Origin of the sequence: Burkholderia sp. Bp8963 (assembly GCF_003854275.1) — a bacterium.
Lineage (GTDB): Bacteria > Pseudomonadota > Gammaproteobacteria > Burkholderiales > Burkholderiaceae > Burkholderia.
This window is the reverse complement of sequence record NZ_QTQP01000005.1, coordinates 166,976-190,709: the sequence shown is the minus strand read 5'-3', so window position 1 is coordinate 190,709 and position 23,734 is coordinate 166,976. Positions and strand designations below refer to the sequence as shown.

16 protein-coding genes are annotated in these 23,734 nt (G+C 67.2%); 9 read left to right on the top strand and 7 right to left on the bottom strand.

Translation table 11 applies throughout. The features are described from left to right. Positions 1-118 precede the first annotated feature (118 nt). From DID96_RS06530 to DID96_RS06515, 4 genes are all read left to right on the top strand, one after another. Entirely contained in the window at positions 119-502 is a 384-nt protein-coding gene (locus tag DID96_RS06530; protein ID WP_124598447.1) for a BlaI/MecI/CopY family transcriptional regulator, read from the top strand. Continuing rightward, a complete protein-coding gene (locus tag DID96_RS06525) occupies positions 499-2,328 on the top strand; it encodes a M56 family metallopeptidase (RefSeq protein ID WP_124598444.1) in 1,830 nt (609 codons plus the stop codon). The genes DID96_RS06530 and DID96_RS06525 overlap by 4 nt, the downstream gene beginning before the upstream one ends. Positions 2,329-2,392: 64 nt before the next feature. Continuing rightward, positions 2,393-3,265 carry a class A beta-lactamase gene (gene bla / locus DID96_RS06520; protein WP_260463817.1) on the top strand — a complete coding sequence of 291 codons (873 nt, stop codon included), beginning with the start codon at positions 2,393-2,395 and terminating at the stop codon, positions 3,263-3,265. Then, positions 3,265-4,467: an acyltransferase gene (locus DID96_RS06515; protein WP_124598526.1), complete on the top strand. Its 1,203-nt coding sequence runs from the start codon at positions 3,265-3,267 to the stop codon at positions 4,465-4,467. Before bla ends, DID96_RS06515 begins: the two co-directional genes overlap by 1 nt. A 26-nt stretch (positions 4,468-4,493) precedes the next feature. On the opposite strand, the gene DID96_RS06510 is transcribed toward DID96_RS06515, so the two are convergent. After that, on the bottom strand, positions 4,494-5,645 hold the full coding sequence (locus DID96_RS06510; protein WP_124598442.1) for an acyltransferase: 1,152 nt from the start codon (positions 5,643-5,645) through the stop codon (positions 4,494-4,496). Between the two features lie 337 nt (positions 5,646-5,982). Here DID96_RS06510 and pip point away from each other — a divergent pair, with 337 nt between their 5' ends. Further along, positions 5,983-6,915 (top strand): prolyl aminopeptidase, encoded by a 933-nt coding sequence (pip, locus tag DID96_RS06505; protein WP_124598441.1) that lies wholly within the window; start codon positions 5,983-5,985, stop codon positions 6,913-6,915. Between the two features lie 60 nt (positions 6,916-6,975). On the opposite strand, the gene DID96_RS06500 is transcribed toward pip, so the two are convergent. The 6 genes from DID96_RS06500 to DID96_RS06475 all read right to left on the bottom strand — a co-directional run bounded on the left by DID96_RS06500 (position 6,976) and on the right by DID96_RS06475 (position 17,730). Beyond that, entirely contained in the window at positions 6,976-8,019 is a 1,044-nt protein-coding gene (locus tag DID96_RS06500; RefSeq protein ID WP_124598439.1) for a transglutaminase family protein, read from the bottom strand. Beyond that, entirely contained in the window at positions 8,013-10,745 is a 2,733-nt protein-coding gene (locus DID96_RS06495) for a circularly permuted type 2 ATP-grasp protein (RefSeq protein WP_409333760.1), read from the bottom strand. Before DID96_RS06495 ends, DID96_RS06500 begins: the two co-directional genes overlap by 7 nt. Positions 10,746-10,830: 85 nt before the next feature. Next, complete coding sequence (locus tag DID96_RS06490) at positions 10,831-14,241, bottom strand: DUF2126 domain-containing protein (protein WP_124598437.1); 3,411 nt, start codon at positions 14,239-14,241, stop codon at positions 10,831-10,833. An 81-nt stretch (positions 14,242-14,322) separates the two neighbouring features. After that, positions 14,323-15,297 carry a transglutaminase family protein gene (locus DID96_RS06485; protein ID WP_124598435.1) on the bottom strand — a complete coding sequence of 325 codons (975 nt, stop codon included), beginning with the start codon at positions 15,295-15,297 and terminating at the stop codon, positions 14,323-14,325. A gap of 8 nt (positions 15,298-15,305) precedes the next feature. Next, positions 15,306-16,247 carry an alpha-E domain-containing protein gene (locus tag DID96_RS06480; RefSeq protein ID WP_124598433.1) on the bottom strand — a complete coding sequence of 314 codons (942 nt, stop codon included), beginning with the start codon at positions 16,245-16,247 and terminating at the stop codon, positions 15,306-15,308. A 67-nt stretch (positions 16,248-16,314) separates the two neighbouring features. Beyond that, on the bottom strand, positions 16,315-17,730 hold the full coding sequence (locus DID96_RS06475) for a circularly permuted type 2 ATP-grasp protein (RefSeq protein ID WP_185732185.1): 1,416 nt from the start codon (positions 17,728-17,730) through the stop codon (positions 16,315-16,317). Between the two features lie 789 nt (positions 17,731-18,519). Between DID96_RS06475 and DID96_RS06470 the strand changes: the two genes are divergently transcribed. The 4 genes from DID96_RS06470 to pgaA all read left to right on the top strand — a co-directional run bounded on the left by DID96_RS06470 (position 18,520) and on the right by pgaA (position 23,717). After that, entirely contained in the window at positions 18,520-19,506 is a 987-nt protein-coding gene (locus tag DID96_RS06470; protein WP_124598429.1) for a LysR substrate-binding domain-containing protein, read from the top strand. 795 nt (positions 19,507-20,301) lie between these two features. Beyond that, positions 20,302-20,715, top strand: coding sequence for a hypothetical protein (locus tag DID96_RS06465; RefSeq protein ID WP_124598427.1), 414 nt, complete (start codon positions 20,302-20,304; stop codon positions 20,713-20,715). Positions 20,716-20,789: 74 nt separating this feature from the next. Next, positions 20,790-21,542: a hypothetical protein gene (locus tag DID96_RS06460; protein WP_124598426.1), complete on the top strand. Its 753-nt coding sequence runs from the start codon at positions 20,790-20,792 to the stop codon at positions 21,540-21,542. A gap of 177 nt (positions 21,543-21,719) precedes the next feature. Further along, positions 21,720-23,717 (top strand): poly-beta-1,6 N-acetyl-D-glucosamine export porin PgaA, encoded by a 1,998-nt coding sequence (gene pgaA / locus DID96_RS06455; protein ID WP_124598425.1) that lies wholly within the window; start codon positions 21,720-21,722, stop codon positions 23,715-23,717. Positions 23,718-23,734 lie beyond the last annotated feature (17 nt).

Below are 23,734 nucleotides of genomic sequence, written 5' to 3'. Positions count from 1 at the left end.
CAATCGTCCCGGTATCGGCACGCTGCCTGTCGCGCGGCGACACCTTCGCATCGATGTAGACATTTTGTTCTAGACAAATTAATCTACATCCCGTTGCTCCCTTCGTTGAGATGCCGTGATGGCCAAGACCGCTCCTCCGATCAAACCGACCGCAGCCGAACTCGATCTCCTGCGCGTTCTGTGGCCGCTCGGGCCTGCCACCGTCAAGCAGGTGCATCATGCCATGCAGGCCGAGCGCCCGGACATCACCTATGCTGTCGTATTGCGCCAGATGCAGCTCATGCATTCGAAAGGACTGCTGACGCGCGACGAGAGCGAACGCTCGCATGTCTACGCACCCGCGCAGAGCCAGAACGCGTTGCAGACCAGCCTGTTGAAGGAACTGATACACAAGGCGTTTTCCGGGTCGGGCAAGGCACTCGTGCTGGCCGCGTTGCGTGGGCATGTCACCAAGGAAGAACGTGCCGAGATCCGCAAAATCCTGCACGGAGAGGATCGGTGAGCGCTTTGTCCTGGGTTCTCGTTCAGGCGTTGGGGTGGGCGCTGCTGCACTTCGTCTGGAAAGGCGCGTTGATCGGCGCGGCAACGGCGCTGTCGCTCAGGCTGATGCGCGATGCGAGCCCGCAGGAGCGCTACGCGCTGCTCTGCCTGTCGCTTCTTGCGTGTCTCGGCGCACCGCTGCTCGACGTGTACCAGTACCTCGAGATCGCGGCCCGGGCATCCGATCCGGTCGGCGCGCCTGTCGCCATCGCGTTGCCGGTGACAGGTGAGGACGCGCCGTCCGCGCTGCGGTACGCGCTGCCATCGCTGGTTGCCGCATGGCTGCTCGGCGTGACCGTCATGTCGTGCCGGCTGGCGGCCGGCATGCTCTGGGTGCGCCGGTTCAGCCGCGCGCGCTCCGCACAGGAGGACGCCGCGTGGCAGGCCCGCGTATCCGGTCTGGCCGCGCGTTGCGGCATCGGCCGCAAGATCAGGTTGCGCGTTGCAACCGGTCTTTCCAGCCCGCTGACCGTAGGCTGGTGGCGGCCACTGGTGCTGGTGCCCGCCGGCTTGCTGACCGGGATGCCGCCGGATCTGCTCGACGCATTGCTGGCACACGAAGTCGCGCATATCAGGCGCTTCGATTACCCGATCAACCTGCTGCAGCGTGCAATCGAGGCATTGCTGTTCTATCACCCGGCAGTATGGTGGCTGTCGCGACGCATGCGCATCGAGCGAGAGCTTGTCGCCGACCACGTGGCCGCCACGCTCATCGAGAATCCCCGGCGTCTTGCGCTGGCGCTCGAGCAGCTGAGCATGCTTCAAGCGGCCGACGTGCCGGGCTCGCCCGTCGCGCAATGGGCGAAAGGCGGTCACTTGCTCGACCGCATCCGGCGGCTGTGCGAACCCGCCGACCGGCCGCTGAACCGGCATGCGCACGCCCCGGCCATCGCGTTCGGCCTTGTCGCGCTCTGTGTGGCGACTCACGCATTCCGATCGGGACCCGGGCCGGTCGACGGAACCGCCGGAACCGCGCCGGCCCGCGTGACGGCCGCGTCGGCACGGGAAGCCGATGTCGCGACGGGCGAGACGCTTCAGACGCTGCTCGCGCGGGTCGAATCGAACCACGTCGTAGTCGTCGACGATAACTCCGGAAAGGTCCTGTTCCAGAAACGCCCCGACGACGTCGTGCCGATCGCGTCGTTGACCAAGCTGATGACCGCAATGGTCGTGCTCGACACGCAGCCCGACATGAGCCGGACCATCCGTATCGACGAGGCCGACACGCGCGCGTTGCAGCACAGTCGCACCGGGTTGCCGGTCGGCGCGCGCCTGCCGCTTCGCGAGGTGTTGCAGCTTGCGCTGATGTCGTCCAACAACAGCGCCGCGTACGCGCTTGCGCACAATTATCCGGGCGGCCTGCCGGCGTTCCGGATCGCGATGCGCGCGAAGATTGCCGCGCTGGGCCTGAAGCACACGACGATCGACGAGCCTACCGGCCTGTCGCCGCTCAACACGTCGACGGCAAGCGATGTCGCGGCCATGGTGAACGCGGCGGCGCGTTATCCGGCCATCGCGCGGGCGACCACCGATTCCCGCCGCGTCGTCAGGATCAACGGCATGCCGGTCGAGTACCGGAACACCAATCCGCTCGTCGGGCAGCAAGGCTGGGACATCGCGTTGTCGAAGACCGGCTTCAACAGCGAAGCGGGACGTTGCCTGACCATGCGGCTGCGCTCCGTCGAAAAGAACGTGACGGTGGTGTTGCTGGACGCCGATCCGGCCGCATTCCCCGCGCGCGATGCCACCAACATTCGCCGCATGCTGCTGGCCGGCAAGCTGGCTTGACGCCGGACCTGCCACCATCGAGCGGCCTCCACCATTTTGCACTCCAAATAAAAAGGACAATCCCGTGACTCATTCGATCATGCGTCGAAACCTGATGATTGGACTGCCGTTGCTCGTCGGCATGGGCGTTGCGCCCGTGCTGCGCGCGGCCGAATCCCCGATCGCCGACATCGAGCGCCGGCACGGCGGGCGCCTCGGCGTGTTTGCCGTCGATACGGGTTCGGGGCGTACGCTGAGCCATCGCGCCGACGAACGCTTCCTGATGTGCAGCACCTTCAAGGGGATACTCGCGGCGCAGGTGCTCGCGCGCGTCGATGCCGGCAACGAGCAGCTCGACCGCCTGGTGCGCTATACGGAACAGGACCTCATCTTCACGTCTCCCATCACCAAGGCCAATGTCGCGCGAGGCGAGATGTCGGTCGCGGCGCTCTGCGATGCAATGCTGGTCTATAGCGACAACACGGCCGCCATCCTGTTGATGCGTAGCATCGGCGGCCCTGCCGGACTGACCGGGTTCGCACGCGGGCTCGGCGATACGGTGACCCGCTCGGACCGCTATGAGCCCGACTCGAACGATTACGGCGGGGAGCGCGACACGACGACCCCGAGAGCCATCGTGACGCTGGCCCGCAGCGTTCTGCTCGGCAATGTCCTGAGCCCCGGCTCGCGAGAACGGCTGGAACGCGGGATGATCGACTGCAAGCCCGGACTCAACCGGATTCGCGCCGTCTTGCCAGCAGGCTGGCAGGCAGGCGACCGGCCGGGTACGAGCCTGCAGGGCGAAACCAACGATTACGCGCTCGTGCGTCCGCCCGGCCGCGCGCCATTGCTCGTCGCCGCCTACTACGACGCGCCAGGCGTCGGCATGGATGCTCGCGAGGCCGTGTTGCGCGAGGCCGGCACCGCATTCGTGCAATGGGCCACGACCGCAGCATGATGAGCGCCGACGCCCGCAACCCGAGGATCGACCTGCTTCGCGGCATCTCGATCCTCCTCGTGCTGTTTCACCATTTCAATATCGGCTACCGCCTGAACGACACGTCGCTGGCGAGCGCATTCGGATGGGAAGCCGTGCGCGCCGTCGCCCGGAACGGCAACTACGGGGTGACGATGTTCTTCGTGATCTCGGGCTACCTGATCACGACGAATGCGAACCGGCGCTGGTCCGGACTCGGCAACATCGACGCGCGGGCGTTCTATGGCCTGCGCGTCGCACGCATCATCCCGTGCCTGCTTCTGCTGCTGGTTGCCGTCAATCTGCTCGCGCGCGCCGGTATTGCGATCTTTCAGAACCATGCACCGACGGGCACGCCGCTGTCCTTCTGGCTCGTGAATCTCGCATCCGTCACGTTCTGGATGAACGTGCTCGTCGGCGCGCACGGGTGGGTCAACTATCCGCTGGGCGTGCTGTGGTCGCTGTCGGTCGAGGAGGTGTTCTACCTGACGTTCCCGCTGCTCTGCGTCGCGCTTCGCCGGGAGTCGCGGCTCGTTGCCTTCTGGTGCGCGATCATCGTCGTCGGTCCCGTGTACCGGTTCGCCCATCAAGGCGATGAAGGGGGCTTTCTCTATGCATATTTCGCGTGCTTCGATGCGATCGCGACGGGTTGCTTCACCGCATTGCTCGCCGAGCGGATCGCGTGGCGCGGCCGGTCGCGGACCTTGCTGCAATGGCTTGCGGCAACGGCGATGACCTTCGTCTATCTCTATCGGCCGATCGCGGATGGCAATGTGCTGGGTGTCACCGCGATGGCCATCGGAACCGCCGTCCTGCTGCTGGCCGCAGCTGACCGTCCGGCGGAGTCCGGGTTTCGACGCGCGCGCGTGCCTGCGGTGTTCGGCTGGCTCGGCAGACTGAGCTACGAGCTCTATCTGTTCCACCTCATCGTGCTGGGCCTGTTGCGGACGATCTTCCCGCCGTCGAGCGTGACCGGAGACGTGAAGCTGGCACTGCTGGCCAGCTATCTGCTGCTCTCCGCCGGGTTGAGCCTGTCGATCGCGCGGCTCTATTCGGAGCCGTTGAATCGCAGCATCCGGCAGCGGCTGGTTCCGGGACTTTACCGGCCCGGGAACAGGCGCCCGACGCCCGAATTCGGCGAGCGGAGCCGGGATGGATCGGCGGTTCCCGGCCCCGACGCATGAAGCACATGCCGGCTGCCGGTTCCCCCCTACTCGGCCACTTTCGCGCCGAGACACTCCGTCGCCGCCGGCATCAATGGCGTCGCGTTATTCGGCGACCGCTCCATGCTCGCCGAATAACGATCCTTCAACCGCAGGAACGGCTTTTCGATCAGGAAATAACTGGCCGTCGCCGCCGTCAGCGCCCACAAAATACCGAGCGGAAAACCATGCGCGATCGGCAGGTGCGAATAAGCAAACGGCTGTTGCCACAGATACAGGCTGAATGAAATCGTGCCGATAAATACCGGCAGTTTCATTCGCAGCAATCGCGCACACCAGAATTCACTGCGGAAATTCAGCACGACGATCACGATGCCGATCAAGGCGGCTTCCAGCGTCACGCCGTAAGTCGCATTCCAGAACCCGCCGAGCCTCGACTCGGCGATCGGCATCACGAACAGCACCACGCCGATGATCGCGGTCACGATGCGGGACTCGCCGGGCCACGAGCGGATCCACGCATCCAGCCGCTCCTGGTTGAGCGCGGCGAAGCAGCCGATCAGGATCGGATCGATGCCCGTATGGAACATCATCCCGAGCTGGCCACGCAGCGCCGGCGCGGCGAAATAGGTGCCGGCCCGGACCAGCGGCACGACCAGGATCAGCGCCGCGAGCCAGCGCGTGCCGAAGCGGCGGACGGGGTAAAGGAACAGCAGCGGCCAGAACCAGTAGAATTGCTCTTCGAGCGCAAGCGACCAGAAATGGCCGAGATACCAGGCGCCGTCGGGATGCAGCGCGTTGTCGGGGTTCAGCCCGAGCCACGCGGAGTAGTTCCACAAGTGCAGCGCAGCATACAGCCACTGGTTGCGGTCGACGTCGATCCACCCCGCCGCGGCGAAGATCGCGACCGCCGCGAGATAGACGTAGCACGCCGGCCAGATCCGCAACGCGCGCCGCACATAGAACGCCGTCAGCGCGATGTCGCCCGTGCGCTTCAGTTCCGCCTTCAGCACGTTGGTGATCAGGAAGCCGCTCAGCACGAAGAAGATCAGCACGCCGAGCCGGCCGTCGGCGATCGCGCGCAGCGGCGCGAGCCAGCCCGTATAGCCGCCGGGAACCACGTGCTCGGCATGCCCGACGACGACCATCGCCACCGCGACGGCGCGCAACCCCGTAAGCTGCATCACGCGATGTTTCATTTATTGGTTTCCGTCGCAATGGCGAATGGCCGGTTATTGATTGGTGTTTTCGAATGGATGCCGAAATGCAGCCATTAGTCTCCGCAAAAAAATATCGAAACAAAATTGCCAAAAATATCGTTGCGAATTCCGCTCACGGAATGCCGGAATTGACGGCCGGCGCATACCGGCCTGAATCCGGCGGCATAATGGCGATTCCGTTCCGGCCAGGTTCGGCTCGGCGTCATTGCGCCGGCATCCGCGCGATCCCGCGTCCCGTTCGCGCCATTCGCGCCATTCGCGCCACGCGCTCCGCACCCGGCCGGAATCCTGTCGACCCCTCAATCCGGGAAATGTCATGTACCCACCGATCGAACCCTACGCGCACGGCTTTCTCGACACCGGCGACGGCCATCAGGTGTACTGGGAGCGCTGCGGCAACCCGGCCGGCAAGCCGGCCGTATTCCTGCACGGCGGCCCGGGCGGCGGCTGCAGCCCCGAGCATCGCCGCCTGTTCGACCCCGAGCGCTACGACATCCTGCTGTTCGACCAGCGCGGCTGCGGCCGCTCGACGCCGTACGCGAGCCTCGACAACAACACGACCTGGCATCTCGTCGCCGATATCGAACGGCTGCGCGAGATGGTCGGCGCCGAGCAATGGCTCGTGTTCGGCGGCTCGTGGGGCAGCGCGCTCGCGCTCGCCTATGCGCAAACGCACCCCGAACGCGTGAGCGCGCTGATCGTGCGCGGCATCTTCACGCTCCGGCGTGCGGAACTGCAGTGGTACTACCAGGAAGGCGCGTCGTGGCTGTTCCCGGATCTGTGGGACGAATATCTGGCGCCGATCCCCGTCGACGAGCGCGGCGACCTGATTTCCGCCTACCATCGCCGGCTGACCGGGGACGACGAAGCCGCGAAGCTGGAAGCCGCGCGTGCGTGGAGCAAGTGGGAAGGCCGCACGATCACGCTGCTGCCGAACCAGGCGCTCGCGGATCACTTCGGCGACGGCCATTTCGCGCTGGCGTTCGCGCGGATCGAAAACCACTATTTCGTCAACGAAGGCTTCGTCGACGAAGGCCAGCTGCTGCGCGACGCGCATCGGCTCGCGAACATCCCGGGCGTGATCGTCCAGGGCCGCTACGACGTCGCAACGCCCGCGCGCAGCGCGTGGGATCTGTCGAAGGCCTGGCCGAATGCGTCGCTCGAGATCGTGCCGGACGCGGGGCATGCGTACGACGAACCCGGGATCCTGAAGGCGCTGCTCGCGGCGACGGACCGGTTTGCGGGATAGTCGCGACGCGCGGGCGGGGAACATCACCGCGACGCGCGTCGCCGCAATGTGCGGACGGGGTTACACGGCGTCCAGCGGCTCGACCGTCACCCCCACCTTCAGCTCCTGATCGGCCCCGCCGCCGCGAATCACGCCGCGCAGCGGCGTGACATCCGCGTAGTCGCGCCCGATCGACAGCATCACGTAGTCGTCGCCCGGCGCGCGGTCGTTGGTCGGGTCGAGCTGCAGCCAGCCGCCATCCTCCGGCCACGCCGGGTCGTACACCTCGACCCACGCGTGCGATGCGTCCGCGCCGATCAGGCGCGGCTGCCCGGGCGGCGGCTGCGTCAGCAGATAGCCGCTCACGTAGCGCGCCGCCAGCCCGAGCGAACGCAATGCGCCGATCATCACGTGCGCGAAGTCCTGGCAGACACCCTTGCGCAACGCCAGCGCATCGAGTGCCGTGGTCGTGATGTCGGTGCTGTTCGGCGTATACACGAATTCCGCGTGGATGCGCCGCATCAGCTCCCACGCCGCCTGCACGAGCGGCCGGCCGGGCGTGAAGCTGGCCGCCGCGTACGCGGCCAGCGCCGGATCGCACGCGACATGCGGCGACGAGAACACGAATTCGCTCGCCGCGTCATACGGCTCCCCCGCGCGGAACCGGAAGCGCTCGCGCACCGCTTCCCACGCGCTCGCATGCGCGGCGTCCGCCGCGGCGATCGCGGGTGGCGGCTCGCCGCGCGCGCCGGCCGACCAGACGGGCGGCGTCACCCGTACGACGCTGCGGCTGCGCACGTGCAGCGCGTCGTGCGGCTGGTTCAGCGCGAACGACGCGCGCGCGTTGCCGAACGCATCGATTTCGGTGCCGACGTGCTCGGGAGCGGGGTCGATCTCGAGCGCGAACGACAGCACCTGCTGGCGCGGCGTCGCGAGCGGCGTCAGCCGTGCCTGGTGCTGCGCGGATTCGACCCGCGCGGCGTAGCGGTACTCGGTATCGTGCGTGACGCGCAGCAACCGCCCTTGCGGCGCGCCGGCCGAAGCTGCGCCGGCCGAAGCCGCGCCATCCGGCGCAGGCGAGCCCGCTGCAGCGGGCCGCGTCGTCGTCGAGAGCTTCGTCACCATAACGTCCTGCCCGCCTCGCGCACGTGGCTGAAATAGCGTTCGCCGATCCGGTTCGACAGGTCCCACACGGCCTTCGCGGTCGCCAGCAGGCGGTCGAGCAGCAGGTCGTGGCGGCCGTCGTCGCCGGTTTCGCACAGTTCGTGCAGTGACCAGCCGGGCACGTCCGGAATCGCCGTGGCCAGTTCGGACAACGCGTAGCCTTCGCTGTGCTCGACCTTGGTCAGGCGCCCGCGCATCGCCTGCACGACCCACGCGAGCGAGCGCGGATTGTCGGTGTCGAGCACGACGAGCGACAACAGCGGCGCGACGTCGAAGCCGCGCTGGAAGCGCGAGCGGAACGTGATCGCGCTGTCGAACAGTTCGAGCACCAGCTCGAAGCCGTCCTGCTTGAGCACCGCGCCTTCGTCGAACGCGAACCGCAGCACGCTGCACAGAAAATCCAGCCGGTCGATCTGCCGGCCGATCGACAGCAGCCGCCAGCCGTCGTCGCGCGTCATGTTGTCGGTCTGCGCGCCGGTGATCGCGCCGAGCAGCAAGCCGAGCCGTTCGAGCAGCTGCAGCGCCTCGTTGCCGAGCTGCTCTTCCGCTTCCGGGTGGCCGGCGCTGTCGGCGAACAGCTGCGTCGCGTCGTCGATCAGCCGCCATTGATCGCTCGACAGGCGTTCGCGGATCGCAGCCGCCGCGCCGCGCATCCCGAACAGGCACGCCGCGATGCCTGACGCGCGATCCGCGCCGCGCGTCAGCGACGCGGCGAGGGCATGCTGGAACGCGCGCGGCGCATCGACCGCGCTCGGCGCATCGGCCGCGATCAGCCCCGTGTCGCGGCACAGCGTGTCGAGCAGCTCCAGATGCGCGGGACTGTCCGCATCGTCCTCGCCGCGCAGCCGTTCGAGCGCGGCGCGCGCGAGCCGCATCAGGTTGGTCGCGCGCTCGGTGTAGCGGCCGAGCCAGAACAGGTTCTCCGCCGCGCGGCTCGCGATCGCGCGCGGCTGCGCGGTCAGGTCGTCGGGGCCAAGACGGGTCTGCAGCAGCGTCGTCGAATCGACGATGCCTTCCGTCATCACCCACGTGTCGATCGTGCTGCCGCCACGCGGCATCGGCGCGTTGAACAGCGCGTCGCGCGTGCCGACCCGCGACAGCCCGCCCGGCAGCACGCGCCAGCGCGCGGCGCCGTCGGCGAGCGCGAATACGCGCATCAGCAGCGGTTTCGGCACGATCCGCGCACCGCCATGGCCCAGCCCATTCGATTCCCCCCTTCCCGGCCACGTCGGCGCCTGCGACAGCGGCAGGTCGGCCTGCACCGTGTAGTGCTCGGGCTGCGCGAGTATCCGCGCGCGCCATGCGGCGAGCTGCGCCTGCGTGAGCCGCGCGCCGATCACCGGCTCGAACCCGCCGCCCGCCTGCACGTCCGGCGGAAACACCGGCTTGACGATGCAGCGCGCGAGCTGCGGCAGCGCGTCGTCGCACGCAGCCGGCTCGCCGCACCACCACGAATGCACGGCCGGCAGCGTCAGCGTTTCGCCGAGCAGGCTTTCCGCGAGACGCGGCAGGAAGCCGAGCACGCCCGGCGATTCGAGGAAGCTACCGCCCGGCGCATTCGCGAGCAGCACGTTGCCGGCGCGCACGGCCTGCAGCAGCCCCGGCACGCCGAGCAACGAATCGGGCCGCAGCTCGAGCGGATCGAGCCACGCGTCGTCGACGCGCCGCAGGATCCCGTGCACGGGTTCGAGCCCGCGCAGCGTCTTCAGGAACACGCGGTTGTCGCGCGCGGTCAGGTCGCCGCCTTCAACCAGCGTGAGGCCGAGGTAGCGCGCGAGATACGCATGTTCGAAATAGGTTGCGCTGTGCGGCCCCGGCGTCAGCAGCACGATCCGCGAGTTCTTCCGCGCCGGGCTCAGCGCCTGCATGCTCTGCAGCAGCGCGCGGTAGCTCGCCGCGAGCCGCTGCACGCGCAGCCCGCGGAAGCCGCGCGGAAAGAGCCGCGACACGATCAGGCGATTCTCCAGCAGATAGCCGAGCCCCGCCGCACCCTGCGTGTGATGCGCGACGATCCGCCACTGACCGTCGGGCCCGCGCGCGAGGTCGAAGGCGACGACATGGAGCCACGTATCGCCCGGCACCCGCGCGCCGCGCATCGCGCGCAGGTAGCCCGGATGTCCGGTGACGAGCGCGGGCGGCAACAGCCCGCGCTGCAGGATCGTCTGCGGCCCGTACAGGTCCGCCATCATCGCGTTCAGGAGCCGCGTGCGCTGCAGCACGCCGCGCTCGATCGCCACCCAGTCCTGCGGCGTGACGATCAGCGGCAGCAGGTCGAGCGACCACGGGCCCGTCGCGCCGTCGCCGACGCGCTGCTCGTGCAGCTGGTAGAACAGGCCGTTCTCGCGCATGCGCCGCTGCAGCGCGTCCGCGCGGCGGTCGAGATCGGCGACGCCGTCGCTGCCGATCGCCGTGAAGAAATCGCGCCATGCGGGCGCGAGCGCGGGCGCCTGCAGGCCGGCCGCGCTGCCGCGCAGTTCGTCGTAGCGGCCGGCGGCCGCCGGTGCGGCGAGCGCGGCGGCCAGCTCGGCGGCGTCCGGCTGCGATCCGGTATCGAAAAGCGTATGCATCGCGTCGGCGGCGGCGAGATCGTCGGGGTGGATGGGCGGCACGGTGTCGGTCCGTCGTGAATCAGCGATCGGCCACGCACGCGCGCCGCGCGACGGGCGCGCGGCGGCGGGCGGCCGCATTCAGCCGGCATCCTAACATTCCGGCCGCGGCGGGTTGGTATCGTCGCCGCCCGCGCATCGCGATTCCTCCTCGTGCATGCGGCGCTCAGGGCCGCCGCAGGTCCAGCGTGAACGGAAACTCGCGGCTCGGCGCGGCCGCCGCGACATCCATCCGGCCCGGCGTATGCCCCATCGCGACGAAGCGCGCGAGCCGCCGGCTCTCGGCCTCGTACGCGTTGACCGGGAAGGTCGCATAGTTGCGCCCGCCCGGATGCGCGACGTGATACCGGCAGCCTCCGAGCGAGCGCTGCATCCACGTATCGACGATGTCGAACGTCAGCGGCGCCTGCACGCCGATCGTCGGATGCAGCGCGGACGGCGGCGACCACGCCTTGTAGCGCACGCCCGCGACGTATTCGCCGGCGGTGCCGGTCGGCTGCAGCGGCAGCGCGCGGCCGTTGACGGTCACGACGTGGCGGTTGTCGTTCAGGCCGGTCACGCGCACCTCGAGGCGCTCGAGCGACGAATCGACATAGCGCACCGTGCTGCCGCTCGCGCCCTCCTCGCCCATCACGTGCCACGGCTCCAGCGCGCCGCGCAGCGTGAGCTGCATCCCGTTCACCGCGATCTGCCCGAACTGCGGGAAGCGGAACTCGAAGTGCGGCGCGAACCAGGCCGGATCGAAAGCGAAGCCCGCATCGCGCAGCTCGGTCAGCACGTCGTCGAAGTCCATCTTCAGGAACGTCGGCAGCATGAAGCGGTCGTGCAGCGCGGTGCCCCAGCGCGTGAGCGGCGTCGTGTACGGCAGCGCCCAGAAGCGCGCGATCAGCGCGCGCAGCAGCAATTGCTGGACCACGCTCATCCGCGCATGCGGCGGCATCTCGAACGCGCGCAGTTCGAGCAGCCCGAGGCGGCCCGTCGCCGAATCGGGCGAATACAGCTTGTCGATGCAGAACTCGCTGCGGTGCGTGTTGCCGCTCACGTCGATCAGCAGGTTGCGCAGCACGCGGTCGACGAGCCACGGCGGCATGTCCTGCCCATACAGGAGCTTGTTGCGCTGGATCTCCGCGAACGCGATGTCCAGTTCGTACACCTGGTCGTTGCGCGCCTCGTCGACACGCGGCGCCTGGCTCGTCGGGCCGATGAACAGCCCCGAGAACAGGTACGACAGCGACGGATGGTTGTGCCAGTAAGCGATCAGGCTCGCGAGCAGGTCCGGGCGCCGCAGGAACGGGCTGTCGGCCGGCGTCGCGCCGCCGAGCACGAAGTGGTTGCCGCCGCCCGTGCCGACGTGGCGGCCGTCGACCATGAACTTCTCGCTGCTGAGCCGCGACTGCCACGCGGCGTCGTACAGGAACTCGGTATGGCCGACGAGCTCGTCGAAATCGTGCGCCGGGTGGATGTTGACCTCGATCACGCCCGGGTCCGGCGTCACCTGCAGCAGCTTCAGGCGCGCGTCGCGCGGCGGAGGGTAGCCTTCGAGCACGAGCTTCACGCCAAGCGCGCCAGCGGTCAGCTCGATCGCGTTCAGCAGGTCGAGATAGTCCTCCAGCGCGGCGAGCGGCGGCATGAACACATAGAGGATGCCGTTGCGCACCTCGACGCACAGCGCGGTGCGCGTGATCCACGCGGCCGACTCGAAGCGCTCCGGATGCCGGCTCGCGTCCCGCTGCGCGCGGCCGTCTCCGGCCGTCCCGTCGTCGCGCCACTGCATCATCGTCTGCGCGGGCGCCTCGCGGTGCACGCCGGCCAGATAGCGCGGCGCATCGCCCGCCGCGACGTAGCGCGCGCGGAAGGCGTCGGCGCCCGGCAACGGCTCGCGCGGCGCGAACGGGTCGCGCTCGACCAGGTACGGATAGTCGCCGCGGCTCGCCCACGGCAGCGAATCGAGCGGCAGCCGATAGCCCATCGGCGAATCGCCGGGCATCAGGTACATCCGCTCGTCGCGGAAGAACCACGGGCCCGTCTGCCAGCGCGGGCCTTCGAGGCCTGGCGCCTCGTCCGCGCGCTTGAGCGGCAGCACGTAGCCGACCACGCTGTCGAGCTTCTGCTCGAACACCTTGCGCAGCCGCGCGCGCTCCAGCTCGTCGTCGAGCCGCGAGTCGAACGGATCGACGTTGACCGGCAGCCGGCGCTCGCGCCACAGGTAGTACCACACGTCTTCGTAACCGGGCCGGATATGCTCGCCGCTCAGGTTCAGGCGCGCGGCCAGCGCATCGATGAAGCGTTTCGCGTCGTCGGTCGACTGCGCAGACGGCTCGCGCTCGTCCGCGAACAGCGCCGGATCGTGCCAGACCGGCTGGCCGTCCGCGCGCCAGAAGATCGACAGCGCCCAGCGCGGCAGTTGCTCGCCCGGATACCACTTGCCCTGCCCGAAATGCAGGAAGCCGCCCTCGCCGTACTCGGCGCGCAGCCGCTGCACGAGCTCGGTCGCATAGCCGCGCTTGGTCGGCCCGAGCGCGTCGGTGTTCCATTCGGCGCCGTCGCGGTCGTCGATCGACACGAAGGTCGGCTCGCCGCCCTGCGTGAGCCGCACGTCGCCGGCCGCCAGTTCCGCATCGACCTGCGCGCCGAGCGCGCGCACCGCGCCCCATTGCGCGTCGGTGTACGGCTTCGTCACGCGCGGCGATTCGTACACGCGCGTGACCGCCATCTCGTGCTCGAACGCGACCTCGCACTCGTCGATCAGCCCCTCGACCGGCGCCGCGCTGGTCGGCTGCGGCGTGCACGCGAGCGGGATGTGCCCTTCGCCGGCAAGCAGGCCCGACGTCGGGTCGAAGCCGATCCAGCCCGCGCCCGGCAGATAGACCTCGCACCACGCATGCAGGTCGGTGAAGTCGACCGTCGTGCCGCTCGGGCCGTCGAGCGATTTCACGTCCGGCGCGAGCTGAATCAGGTAGCCCGACACGAAACGCGCGGCGATCCCCAGGTGCCGGCACAGCTGCACGAGCAGCCAGCCGCTGTCGCGGCACGAGCCGGACGCGAGTTCGAGCGTCTGCTCGGGCGTCTGCACGCCCGGCTCCATCCGCACGAGGTAACGGATGTCGCGCTGCAACTGCTGGTTCAGCGCGACGAGGAAGTTCACCGTGCCGGCCGGCGTGCGGTCGACGCCATCGAGATACGCACGGAACACGGGCGCCGCGCTCGTCTGCGGATCGCACGCGAGATACGGCGCGAGCTCGGTGCGCAACGCGTCGTCGTACTGGAACGGGTACTGCTCGGCGCTGCTCTCGAGAAAGAAGTCGAACGGGTTGTAGACCGACATCTCGGCGACGAGATCGACCGTGATCTCGAATTCGCGCGTGCGCTCCGGAAACACGAGCCGCGCGAGGTAGTTCGCGAACGGATCCTGCTGCCAGTTGACGAAGTGCTGCGCGGGCCGGACGGTCATCGAATACGCGACGATCGGCGTCCGGCAGTGCGGCGCGGGGCGCAGCCGCACGATCTGCGGACCGAGATTGACAAGCCGGTCGTAGCGGTAACGGGTGGTGTGATGCAGCGCAACGTGAATGGGCATGGCTGGACGGCTCGGTTCAGGGTGGGTCGGGCCGGCGGTCGCGCCCGGTCGGGCGCGGCCGCGCGGCGCGGCGGGGGTGCGTCAGACCAACTCCGGCGACTGCACGACGCTGATGTCGACGCCGAGCGGTTTCGTGCCGGAGCCCGTCACCGGTTGCGCGTCGCGATAGTCGAGGCCGACCGCGATGCGCACGTAGCGCTCGTCCGGGCAGCGGTTCATGAACGGATCGAAGCCGACCCAGCCGAGCCCGTCGACATACGCCTCGGCCCACGCATGGCCGGCGGGCGGCTGCATCAGCGCGGCCGCCTGCTGCTGCGCGCCGAGCGCCGGCCGCGGCATGCCCTGCGACTGCGACGCGTGCGACGCGGCGAGCGCCTGCTGCATCCGTTCGCCGCTTTGCAGCGCGACGGCTTCCTCCTCGTCCGCGCCGCCGCCGTGCTGCTTTGCGTCGGCGATGCGCTGCATCGCGCTGTCGGCGAGCACGTAGCCGGACACGTAGCGGGCCGGGATCTTCAGCACCCGCGCGGCGGCAATGAACGCATGCGCATGATCGCGGCTCGTGCCCTCGCCGCTCTGCAGCGCGGTTTCGGCGTCGACGGGCGTGTCCGGTGCATTCGGCGCATACGCGATGCGGCCGTGCACTTCGGTCATCAGCCAGTGCAGCGCGTCGAGGCTGCGCTGCTCGATCGGCAGCGCGTCGGCGAGCGCACGGACCGTGTCGCCCGCTTTCGTGAGCTCGGTCTCGCGCTCGAAGATCCACGGCGGCGCATAGGCTTCGACCTGGCCGAGGATCCCCGCGCGGTCCTGCGTCTCGACGACGCCCGCCGCGACGATCACGATCTCCGGCTTCGCGCCGCGATCGTGCCGCACGAGATCGATGCGGTTGCCGAGCCCGTCAGCGTAGGAGAGCGTCGGCTCGACGCCGTCGATCGTGACCTGCCATGCACGCACCGTCTGGCCGGGCCCCGATTGCGGGCGCAGCCGCAGCCGCTGCAGCACGTGGGTAACCTGATCGTCGAACTGATAACGCGAGATGTGTCGGATGGCGAGTCGCATGGCAAGTCTCAGTCGAAGTTGTACGCCTGGGCGATTTCGAGCCCCAAGCTGTTGTTGCGGCCGATGAAGTCGGTCAGGAATTCGTGCAGGCCATTCTTGAAGATCCGTTCGACGCTGGTGTCGGACAACATTTGCAGGATCTTCGTGGCGGTGTCGTGACACGGGTGCGTGACGCCGTAATCCTTCGCGAGCAGGTCGAGGCTCGACACGACGCGGCCGTAGCAATAGCGCAGCGAGCGCGGCATCCGGCCGTTCAGGATCAGATAGTCGGCGATGTTGAGCGGCTTGTACTGCACGTCGTACACCCAGCGGTACGAGCGATGCGCGGCCACGCAGCGCAGGATCGTTTCCCACTGGTAGTTGTCGAGGATCGTGCCGACGTGCGTGACCGACGGCAGCAGCAGGTGGTACTTCACGTCGAGGATCCGCGCGGTGTTGTCGGCCCGCTCGACGAATGCGCCGATCTGCGCGAAATCGAAGATCTCGTTGCGCAGCATCGTGCTGTAGAAGCTGCCGAGGATCAGCGCGGTCTCGCGCTTGACCTGGTCGAGCACGGCCGGCAGGTCGCCCTCCGGCACGGGCTGCGCGAGCACGCGCTTCAGCGACAGCCACGCGCCGTTCACGCTCTCCCACGCCTCGCGCGTGAGCGCCGTGCGCACCATCCGCGCGTTCGAGCGCGCGGCCTCGATGCACGCCAGCACGCTCGACGCGTTTTCGCGATCGCGCAGCAGGTAGTCGGTCACGGTGTCGGCCGCGTACGCGTCGTATTTCTGCCGGTAGGCGTCGTCCGCGCCCGAACTGACGAGCACCGACGACCATTCCGCCGGTGCGTCGGACGTGCGCGTCAGCGCCATCCGCAGCCCGGCATCGACGATCCGCGCGGTGTTCTCCGCGCGCTCGATATAGCGGTACATCCAGTAGAGACCGCTCGCAGTGCGTCCAAGAAGCATCTGTCCACTCCGTCGTTGTTCCGTTCGCGCGCCGTGATGGCCGGCGCGCGCTGTCGCCGTGTTCCGCTCAGTCGGCCAGCACCCAGGTGTCCTTGGTGCCGCCGCCCTGGCTCGAGTTGACAACGAGCGAACCCTCCTTCAGCGCGACCCGCGTCAGGCCGCCCGGCGTAATCCGGATGCGGTCCGACACCAGCACGAACGGCCGCAGGTCGACGTGGCGCGGCGCGAGGCCGGCCTCGGTCAGGATCGGCGTCGTGGACAGCGCCAGCGTCGGCTGCGCGATGTAGTTCGCCGGGCGCGCGCGCAGCTTCGCGGCGAACGCGTCGATCTCGGCCTTCGACGCGCACGGCCCGACCAGCATCCCGTAGCCGCCCGAGCCGTGCACCTCCTTCACGACCAGCTCGTCGAGATGCTCGAGCACGTACTTCAGGCTGTCCGCATCGCCGCAGCGCCAGGTCGGCACGTTCTCGAGCAGCGCCTTGCGGCCCGTGTAGAACTCGACGATCTCCGGCATGTACGAGTAGATCGCCTTGTCGTCGGCGATGCCGGTGCCGGGCGCGTTCGCGATCGTGATGTTGCCCGCGCGATAGACGTCCATGATCCCCGCGACGCCGAGCACCGAGTCGGGCCGGAACGTCAGCGGGTCGAGGAATGCGTCGTCCACGCGGCGGTACAGCACGTCGATCGCCCGGAAGCCTTCGGTCGTGCGCATCGCGACGCGGCCGTCGATCACCTGCAGGTCGCTGCCCTCGACGAGATGCACGCCCATCTGGTCGGCGAGGAACGAATGTTCGTAGTACGCGGAGTTGTGGATGCCGGGCGTCAGCACGGCGACGGTCGGGTTGTCGGCGTTGCCGCCCGGCGGGCAGACGGCCGCGAGCGACTGGCGCAGCATCTGCGGATAGGTCTCGACCGGCCGCACCTTGACCTGCTGGAACAGCTCGGGAAAGAGCTGCATCATCGTCTCGCGGTTTTCCAGCATGTACGACACGCCGGACGGCGTGCGCGCGTTGTCCTCCAGCACGTAGAACTGGTTCTCGCCGGTGCGCACGATGTCGACGCCGATGATGTGCGTGTAAACGTTTCCGGGCGGCCGGAAGTCGATCATCTCCGGCAGGAACGCGTCGTTGTGCGTGATCAGGTGCTTCGGGACGATCCCGGCGCGCACGATTTCCTGGCGGTGATAGATGTCGTCGAGGAACGCATTGAGCGCCATCACGCGCTGCTCGATGCCGAGCGACAGCCGGCTCCACTCCCGCCCGGAGAGGATGCGCGGCACGATGTCGAACGGAATCAGCCGCTCGGCGGCTTCCGAATCGCCGTAGACGGCGAACGTGATGCCCGTCTTGCGGAATACGTTCTCCGCGTCACGGGCCTTCTGGGCGAGGCTCGCGGGGTTCTGCGTGTCGAGCCACTGCTTCAGGCGCGCGTAAGGCGCCCTGACCATGTCGCCGGATTGCAGCATTTCATCGAATGGCTTCATCGATTTGTTCTCCATCGTTTTCCCGGCATTGCGCATGCCGGACCGGCGTAACCACTGCTGAGCAAGGACCGTGCCTTGTATTTCCCCCCATTTATTTCCCCCATTTCGCCGCTGCCGCGGCATGCCGCACCACGGCAGTGCAACGCGCGACGCGATTCGCGGCATCGGTGCGCCGCGTTCATGCACCGATGTTGCGCCGCGCATGTCGAACATAGTTCTCCCGCGTGTCACGAATGTGCAATCTGCAGTGCAGCATTCGCGATCGGCGCGCCCGTCGCCCCGCGTGCCGCGATACGCGGTGATGCGCCGCCGCATCCGACGCATATCCGACACGCATTCGACGCGCATCCGATATGCGCCCGCACCATCGCGGAGCACGGCGAGCCCATACTGCCGCCACGGCGCGATGTGCCGCGCCCGACTGCCGCAGCGCGGCATGCGTGCCGCCACGCACGGCAGCGCGACCGGACGGCCCGGTGCCCGGTCGCGCTGCGCGGAGTCGGCAAGAAGGCGGACCGGCACGCGCACCGCGCGGCCGGCCCGGGGGGAAGTACCGTGCACGGCCAGCCGGCGCGTTCCGACGCGCTGAACTAACCGGTTAGCCGTGTCCGGCACTCGAACGTTAAGCAGCCGTATTTACCGCGACAACGCTCATGCATATTTCGACTGACACCGATCGAAAAAAAACATCGGCATGCGCGGCGCGAGGCGCGGTACGCTAGAAAGTTCGTGCCGCGAAATGGCACCCTGGCACAAACACGCGCCCGACTACACAAGACGACGATCGATATGGAAGCAAAGTGGCTGGAAGATTTCCTGAGCCTCGCGGATACCAAGAGCTTTTCCCGGGCAGCGCGTAACCGGCACCTGACGCAGTCGGCATTCAGCAGGCGCATCGCTGCGCTCGAGACGTGGATCGATGCGAAGCTCGTCGACCGCAGCATCACGCCGGTCGCCCTTACGCCGGCCGGACAGATGTTCCGCGGGCTCGCCGCGGACATCCTGCGCAGCATGTATGCGGCGCGCAACCTCGTGAACGGCTACGACCAGTTCGCGGCCAGCGACCAGGTCGTGCGCTTCGCGGTCGCGCACACGCTCGTGTTCACGCTGTTCCCCGAATGGCTGAAGCAGCTCAACGGCGAAGTCGGCCACGTGACCGCGCGCGTCAATGCGGTGAACGTGCCGGAAGGCGTGCAGCAACTCGTCGAGGGCGAATGCGACCTGCTGCTCGGCTATCACCATCCGCAGTTGCCGATCGTGCTCGATCCGAACCACTTTCCGTTCGTGAGCCTCGGCGTCGAGCGGATCCTGCCCGTTTCCACGCCCGACGCGCGCGGCAAGCCCGCGTTCGCGCTGCCCGGCACGCCGGGCGAGCCGTTGCCGCTGCTCGCCTATTCGTCGGGCGCCTTCCTCGGCAACGTGGTCGAGATGCTGCTGCTGAACGCGGCCGAGCCGTACGCGCTGCACCGCTGCTTCGAGACGCACATGTCCGAGGCGCTGAAAGGAATGGTCGTCGCAGGGCACGGGATCGGCTGGCTGCCGGAAAGCTGCGTCGCGAAGGAGCTCGCGGAAGGCAGCCTCGTGTGCGCGGGGTCGGCCGGCTGGATCACCGAGCTGGAAATCCGGCTGTACCGCTCCGCGCGCAAACGCGGGCTCGCGGCCGAACAGCTCTGGACCTACATCATGAACCGGCCGCGCAGCGCGGCGGCACTGCCCGATCAGATGCAGCCAGCGGCGATGCGGATCGCACGACGGGCCGCCAGCGGCGGTCAATGACGGGGCGCGGCGGCGGCGCGCCCGGTAAGCATGATCGCTCGTTCGGATTTCCTCCGGACGAGGAACGTCATCCACATCTTTTCAATCCCGTCATCGGGAATTCACCCGATTCCCGCAGAAGCTTTTTCAGTATCAGAAATGAAACATCCGCGCATTCAAAATGCATCAGGCCTGAAACAAAAATCCGCCCGATAAAAAATCGGAACTGAAAACCGCAACTTGGCATTCCCGGGGAATGCCCCCGCTTATCACATCGCGGAACAACCTTCATTCATAAGCCGAAACCACCGACTCGAAATTCACCGCAACCCCATTTAAATCTGCAATATTTTGTATCGCCACCTTTTACCGCATTACAGAATATTTCGGAAATCCGGCATTCATCGGGCGCCAGCATCGGCACGATTTACGTGCATATTATTATTAGGTTGGCACATTTTGCCTCGACGCTACTGCCACATGGCATCCAGCCCAACCAGAAAACCACCATTCCTCAGTCGTTACCACCGGCACGAATTGCGCGACAAATCTTCTCAAACACATATTTGCACCCTTCTGTGCCGCTCGGACAATCCGCGCACCGGGAAAAAATCTATTTGTCAGTCGTTATTATCGGCACTAATTGCCGCGCAATCCTGTTTAAATAATATGTTTCGACCGCCACCCCCATGAAAATCACGATTGTTCATTCACGATATTTCAGGTACGAATATAACGTGTTGCAAAATGGCGAATCGGATTTGCGTTTTCCGGGCCCAAATGTATGCTTGCCAACAACTGCAAACGGAGGTGGTCATGTCGTCTTCGTTTAAAAAGCATGCGCTTCCCTTTTCAGCCATTGCCGCTTCAATGCTTTGCGCAGCTGCTGCAATCGCTCAAACGGCCAATCCCGATCCTGGCGCGCAGCGATATGTCATTTCATACATTTGCGGCGATGCGCGGATCGACGGGAACGCGCCACTCCCGGCCGACGGGCGGCCGTACAACCTCGGGGTGTCATTTACATCCGAGCAAACCGGCCAGCCGCTCGCCAACGTCCAGGTGCGGTTGAGGCGTCACGGCCGCGTCCTCGTCGAATTCAACGCTTCGGGATCGCGGTGCCTGTTCAGCGTTCCCGATGCGAGCTACCGAATCGAAGGGACGTATCAGGGCGAAATGAAGTACGCAATCGTCGAAACAGGTGCATTGAATACGCAACTGCGGTGGTAAGTCTTCTGCTCGGCTGCCTGTCGTGAGTGACCCTGCGTCATCCACGATCCAGGCCTGACATCGAGGAGCGACGCATGACCAGTGAAAATGGACCGGACGCCGACTCCACCCGCCGACCGAAATCGGGATGGGGGCCGGGCAAGAACGCGGCACTCAGCTTCGCCGCGTTCGCCGTGATCTTCGGCGTCTTTACCCATGTCAGGCGAGAAGGCGGCGGTGAGCATGCGAACGTCGCGCATGTCGTATCCGGCGCAGTCGCCACGGCACCCGCGAGCACCGGCAAACCTGCAGCCGTTGCGGCAGCCAGCCCCGCCGTCGAGCCCGTCGCGAACACCGCGCAGGCCGCGCCGAAAGCCCAAACCGTGTCGCCGGCGATGGTTCAGGTCGATCCGGCGGCCACGACTGGCGCCGGCACCCAGGCGGCGCCCGCCACGCATGCACGACCTGCCCATTCCCCATCCGTCACCGTAGCAGCCAATGCGGCCCATGCGGCCAATACGCATCGCGCATTGGCCAACGCCGCCGTCAGAAAGCGGTACGGCGACGTGCATCGCCCACTGCAGAATCACGACTTCGCAAGCGCACGGATGCGCGCGGAGGTCGCATCGCAACAGCATCCGACCGTCGGCCGCCCGGTGCACACGCAGACGGCCAGCGTCACGCACGCGGAGCCGGACAGCGCACGCGCGCTCGCACGGGCACGTTCGTGCGCGGTGCTCGACGAATGGGGTTGCGTCGAGCAGAACGCGAGCCGGGTGCTCGCCATCGATCCGGGTAACAGCGAATCGCGCGCGCTGCTTGGGCAGGCGATCCGCAACCGGCTTTGACTTTGCATTGCAATCGGGGGAACCAGCTATCGAGCAGCTCGACGCGAGATCGAGCGCACTGTTCGGGGTGCGGCCGCTTCGGCCGTATCGTCGGGAGAATACGCCGTGACCAACATACGCAATCGCCGGTTCATTGCCCTGCCGCCCCATCGGCGGATACTTTTTCAGGCTCCACTCATGTTGCTGCTCGTTGCCTCGGGCACATGCGTCGCCGCTGAAGGCGACGTCGAGTCACACGAGCCCGCAAAGATCGCCGAGACCCAGAGCCCCCCCGCCACGCAGCCGGCCGATGCGGCGTCGGTGCGTAACGAAGTGTTCGGTCTGGCCACCAGCGGCGGCGCCGTCAAGGCGCTCGACGAGGCGAAATCCCGGCCCGACATCTTCTCCGCGTTCGATCTCGCCCAGCTGGAGGAACTGTCGATCCGCCAGCAGGTGCGCGGCGGACGCGACAAGGCGCGCTCGATGACGAGCCCCGATCGCTTCGACGGTATCGACACCGCGCTGCACGCCGCCGACGATCTCAACGCGAGGATGCCGATCACGCCCGAGTACTCGCCGGTCAGAACCGCGCTCGCGGGCGATCGCACGGTCGCCTATGCGTCCCGCGGCGACATGAAGAAGGCGGTGGCGGCGTTCGAAACGATCCCTCCCGACGCGGAGGTATCGATCGACGCGCTGGCCGGCGTTGGCGATGCATACCTGTACCTGAGCGAACCGGGCAAGGCGTCGGCGGCCTATCAGCGCGCGCTTGCGCAAGCGAGCGCATCGCCGACCGACCATGCGACGCGCGGCTTCCAGTACGGCGCGCGCACGCGGCCGATCGAGTTGCGCGAAGGATTGTTCTGGTCGTATGTCGACCAGGCGCGAGCAGACGATGCGAGCAAGGTGCTCGACGACATGGGCAAGTCGCTGCCGCCGGCTACGCAGGTGCATCCGTGGGATCCGGCCAACGACGACTACCTGCGCTACTACCGGCTGCGCGCGCAGTACCTGATCTTTACGGGCAGGGTCGAGGAAGGGATCGCCGAGCTGGAAAAGCTCGAAAAGGAAGTGCCGTTCAACTCCGAGATACGCGCCGCGCACGCGGACGCCGTGTCGGGCCAGGCGCACCCTCGCCAGGCCCTCGCGATGTATCGCGCGACGTTGACCGATCACCCCGACAGTGTCGAGAACCTCTCCGGACTCGGTCGCGCCGCGCTGACGGCGGACGACTACGAAACCGCGCGGAAGATCGAGCAGACCCTCGACAACACGTTTCCGGACAGCGGCGCGGTACGGTCGTTCAAGCGCGACTACAACGCGTACCGCAGCCCGGTGCTGACCACCGACCTGAGCTACGAGCACGGCAACAGCGCACTGGCCGACAACGCGTTCACGTCGGATACCTATCTTTATTCGCAGCCGTTCGGGGATAACTGGCGGGTTTTCTCTCATACGTTCTACGGCCATGCGCAGACCGATCTCGGCAGCGTCAGCCGTACACGCACGGGCGTCGGCGGCGACTACCGGCACGGGCCGTTCACCGTGCAGGGCGAGGTCACCCGCTCGTTCGGCGCGGACGGGCGCACCGGCGGCCGCGGTTCGGTCACCTACAACCTCGACGATTACTGGACGGTGTCCGGCGGGCTCGACAGCAACGACAACTCGCTGCCATGGAAGGCCTATCTCGCGCACATCTGGGGCAAGTCCGCGAATGTCGCGGTGAAGTGGCGCCAGAACGATCGTCGCGAGGCCAGCCTGAGCTACGCGGTGAGCCGCTACAGCGATTCGAACCTGCACCAGGAGATCGCGGCGACCGGCACGCAGCGTGTGTTCACGTCCGCGAACCAGCTGGTCAACGTGTCGCTGAACCTCGGCACCGACAGCAACACGCGGCAGGATGTGCCCTACTTCAGCCCGGGGCGCGACTACGCGATCGCGGCCACCGTCATGCATCAGATCATGCTGTGGAAGAAGGGCGACATGTCGATGCGGCAGCGCATCTTCGCGTCCGGCGGCGCTTACAACGAGCGCGGGTTCGGCACCAGTGCACTCTGGAGTGCGCGCCTCGAACACGCGTGGACATTCAAGCATGACATCACGCTGACCTATGGCGTCGAAGTCAGCAGCCATGCTTACGACGGTACGCGAGAGCGCTCGGAAACGGGCTTCCTGTCGCTGAACCTGCCGTTCTAGAACCAGGAGGTCAGCTC

What these genes read in the sequence shown, in the direction of transcription:
- pip (WP_124598441.1), top strand. Translation starts at nt 5,983, where the DNA reads ATGTACCCACCGATCGAACCCTACGCGCACGGCTTTCTCGACACCGGC.
- DID96_RS06465 (WP_124598427.1), top strand. Translation starts at nt 20,302, where the DNA reads ATGTCGTCTTCGTTTAAAAAGCATGCGCTTCCCTTTTCAGCCATTGCC.
- DID96_RS06475 (WP_185732185.1), bottom strand. Translation starts at nt 17,730, where the DNA reads ATGAAGCCATTCGATGAAATGCTGCAATCCGGCGACATGGTCAGGGCG.
- DID96_RS06510 (WP_124598442.1), bottom strand. Translation starts at nt 5,645, where the DNA reads ATGAAACATCGCGTGATGCAGCTTACGGGGTTGCGCGCCGTCGCGGTG.
- DID96_RS06515 (WP_124598526.1), top strand. Translation starts at nt 3,265, where the DNA reads ATGAGCGCCGACGCCCGCAACCCGAGGATCGACCTGCTTCGCGGCATC.
- DID96_RS06460 (WP_124598426.1), top strand. Translation starts at nt 20,790, where the DNA reads ATGACCAGTGAAAATGGACCGGACGCCGACTCCACCCGCCGACCGAAA.
- DID96_RS06470 (WP_124598429.1), top strand. Translation starts at nt 18,520, where the DNA reads ATGGAAGCAAAGTGGCTGGAAGATTTCCTGAGCCTCGCGGATACCAAG.
- DID96_RS06530 (WP_124598447.1), top strand. Translation starts at nt 119, where the DNA reads ATGGCCAAGACCGCTCCTCCGATCAAACCGACCGCAGCCGAACTCGAT.
- DID96_RS06490 (WP_124598437.1), bottom strand. Translation starts at nt 14,241, where the DNA reads ATGCCCATTCACGTTGCGCTGCATCACACCACCCGTTACCGCTACGAC.
- DID96_RS06500 (WP_124598439.1), bottom strand. Translation starts at nt 8,019, where the DNA reads ATGGTGACGAAGCTCTCGACGACGACGCGGCCCGCTGCAGCGGGCTCG.
- pgaA (WP_124598425.1), top strand. Translation starts at nt 21,720, where the DNA reads ATGTTGCTGCTCGTTGCCTCGGGCACATGCGTCGCCGCTGAAGGCGAC.
- DID96_RS06480 (WP_124598433.1), bottom strand. Translation starts at nt 16,247, where the DNA reads ATGCTTCTTGGACGCACTGCGAGCGGTCTCTACTGGATGTACCGCTAT.
- DID96_RS06485 (WP_124598435.1), bottom strand. Translation starts at nt 15,297, where the DNA reads ATGCGACTCGCCATCCGACACATCTCGCGTTATCAGTTCGACGATCAG.
- DID96_RS06495 (WP_409333760.1), bottom strand. Translation starts at nt 10,745, where the DNA reads ATGCGGCCGCCCGCCGCCGCGCGCCCGTCGCGCGGCGCGCGTGCGTGG.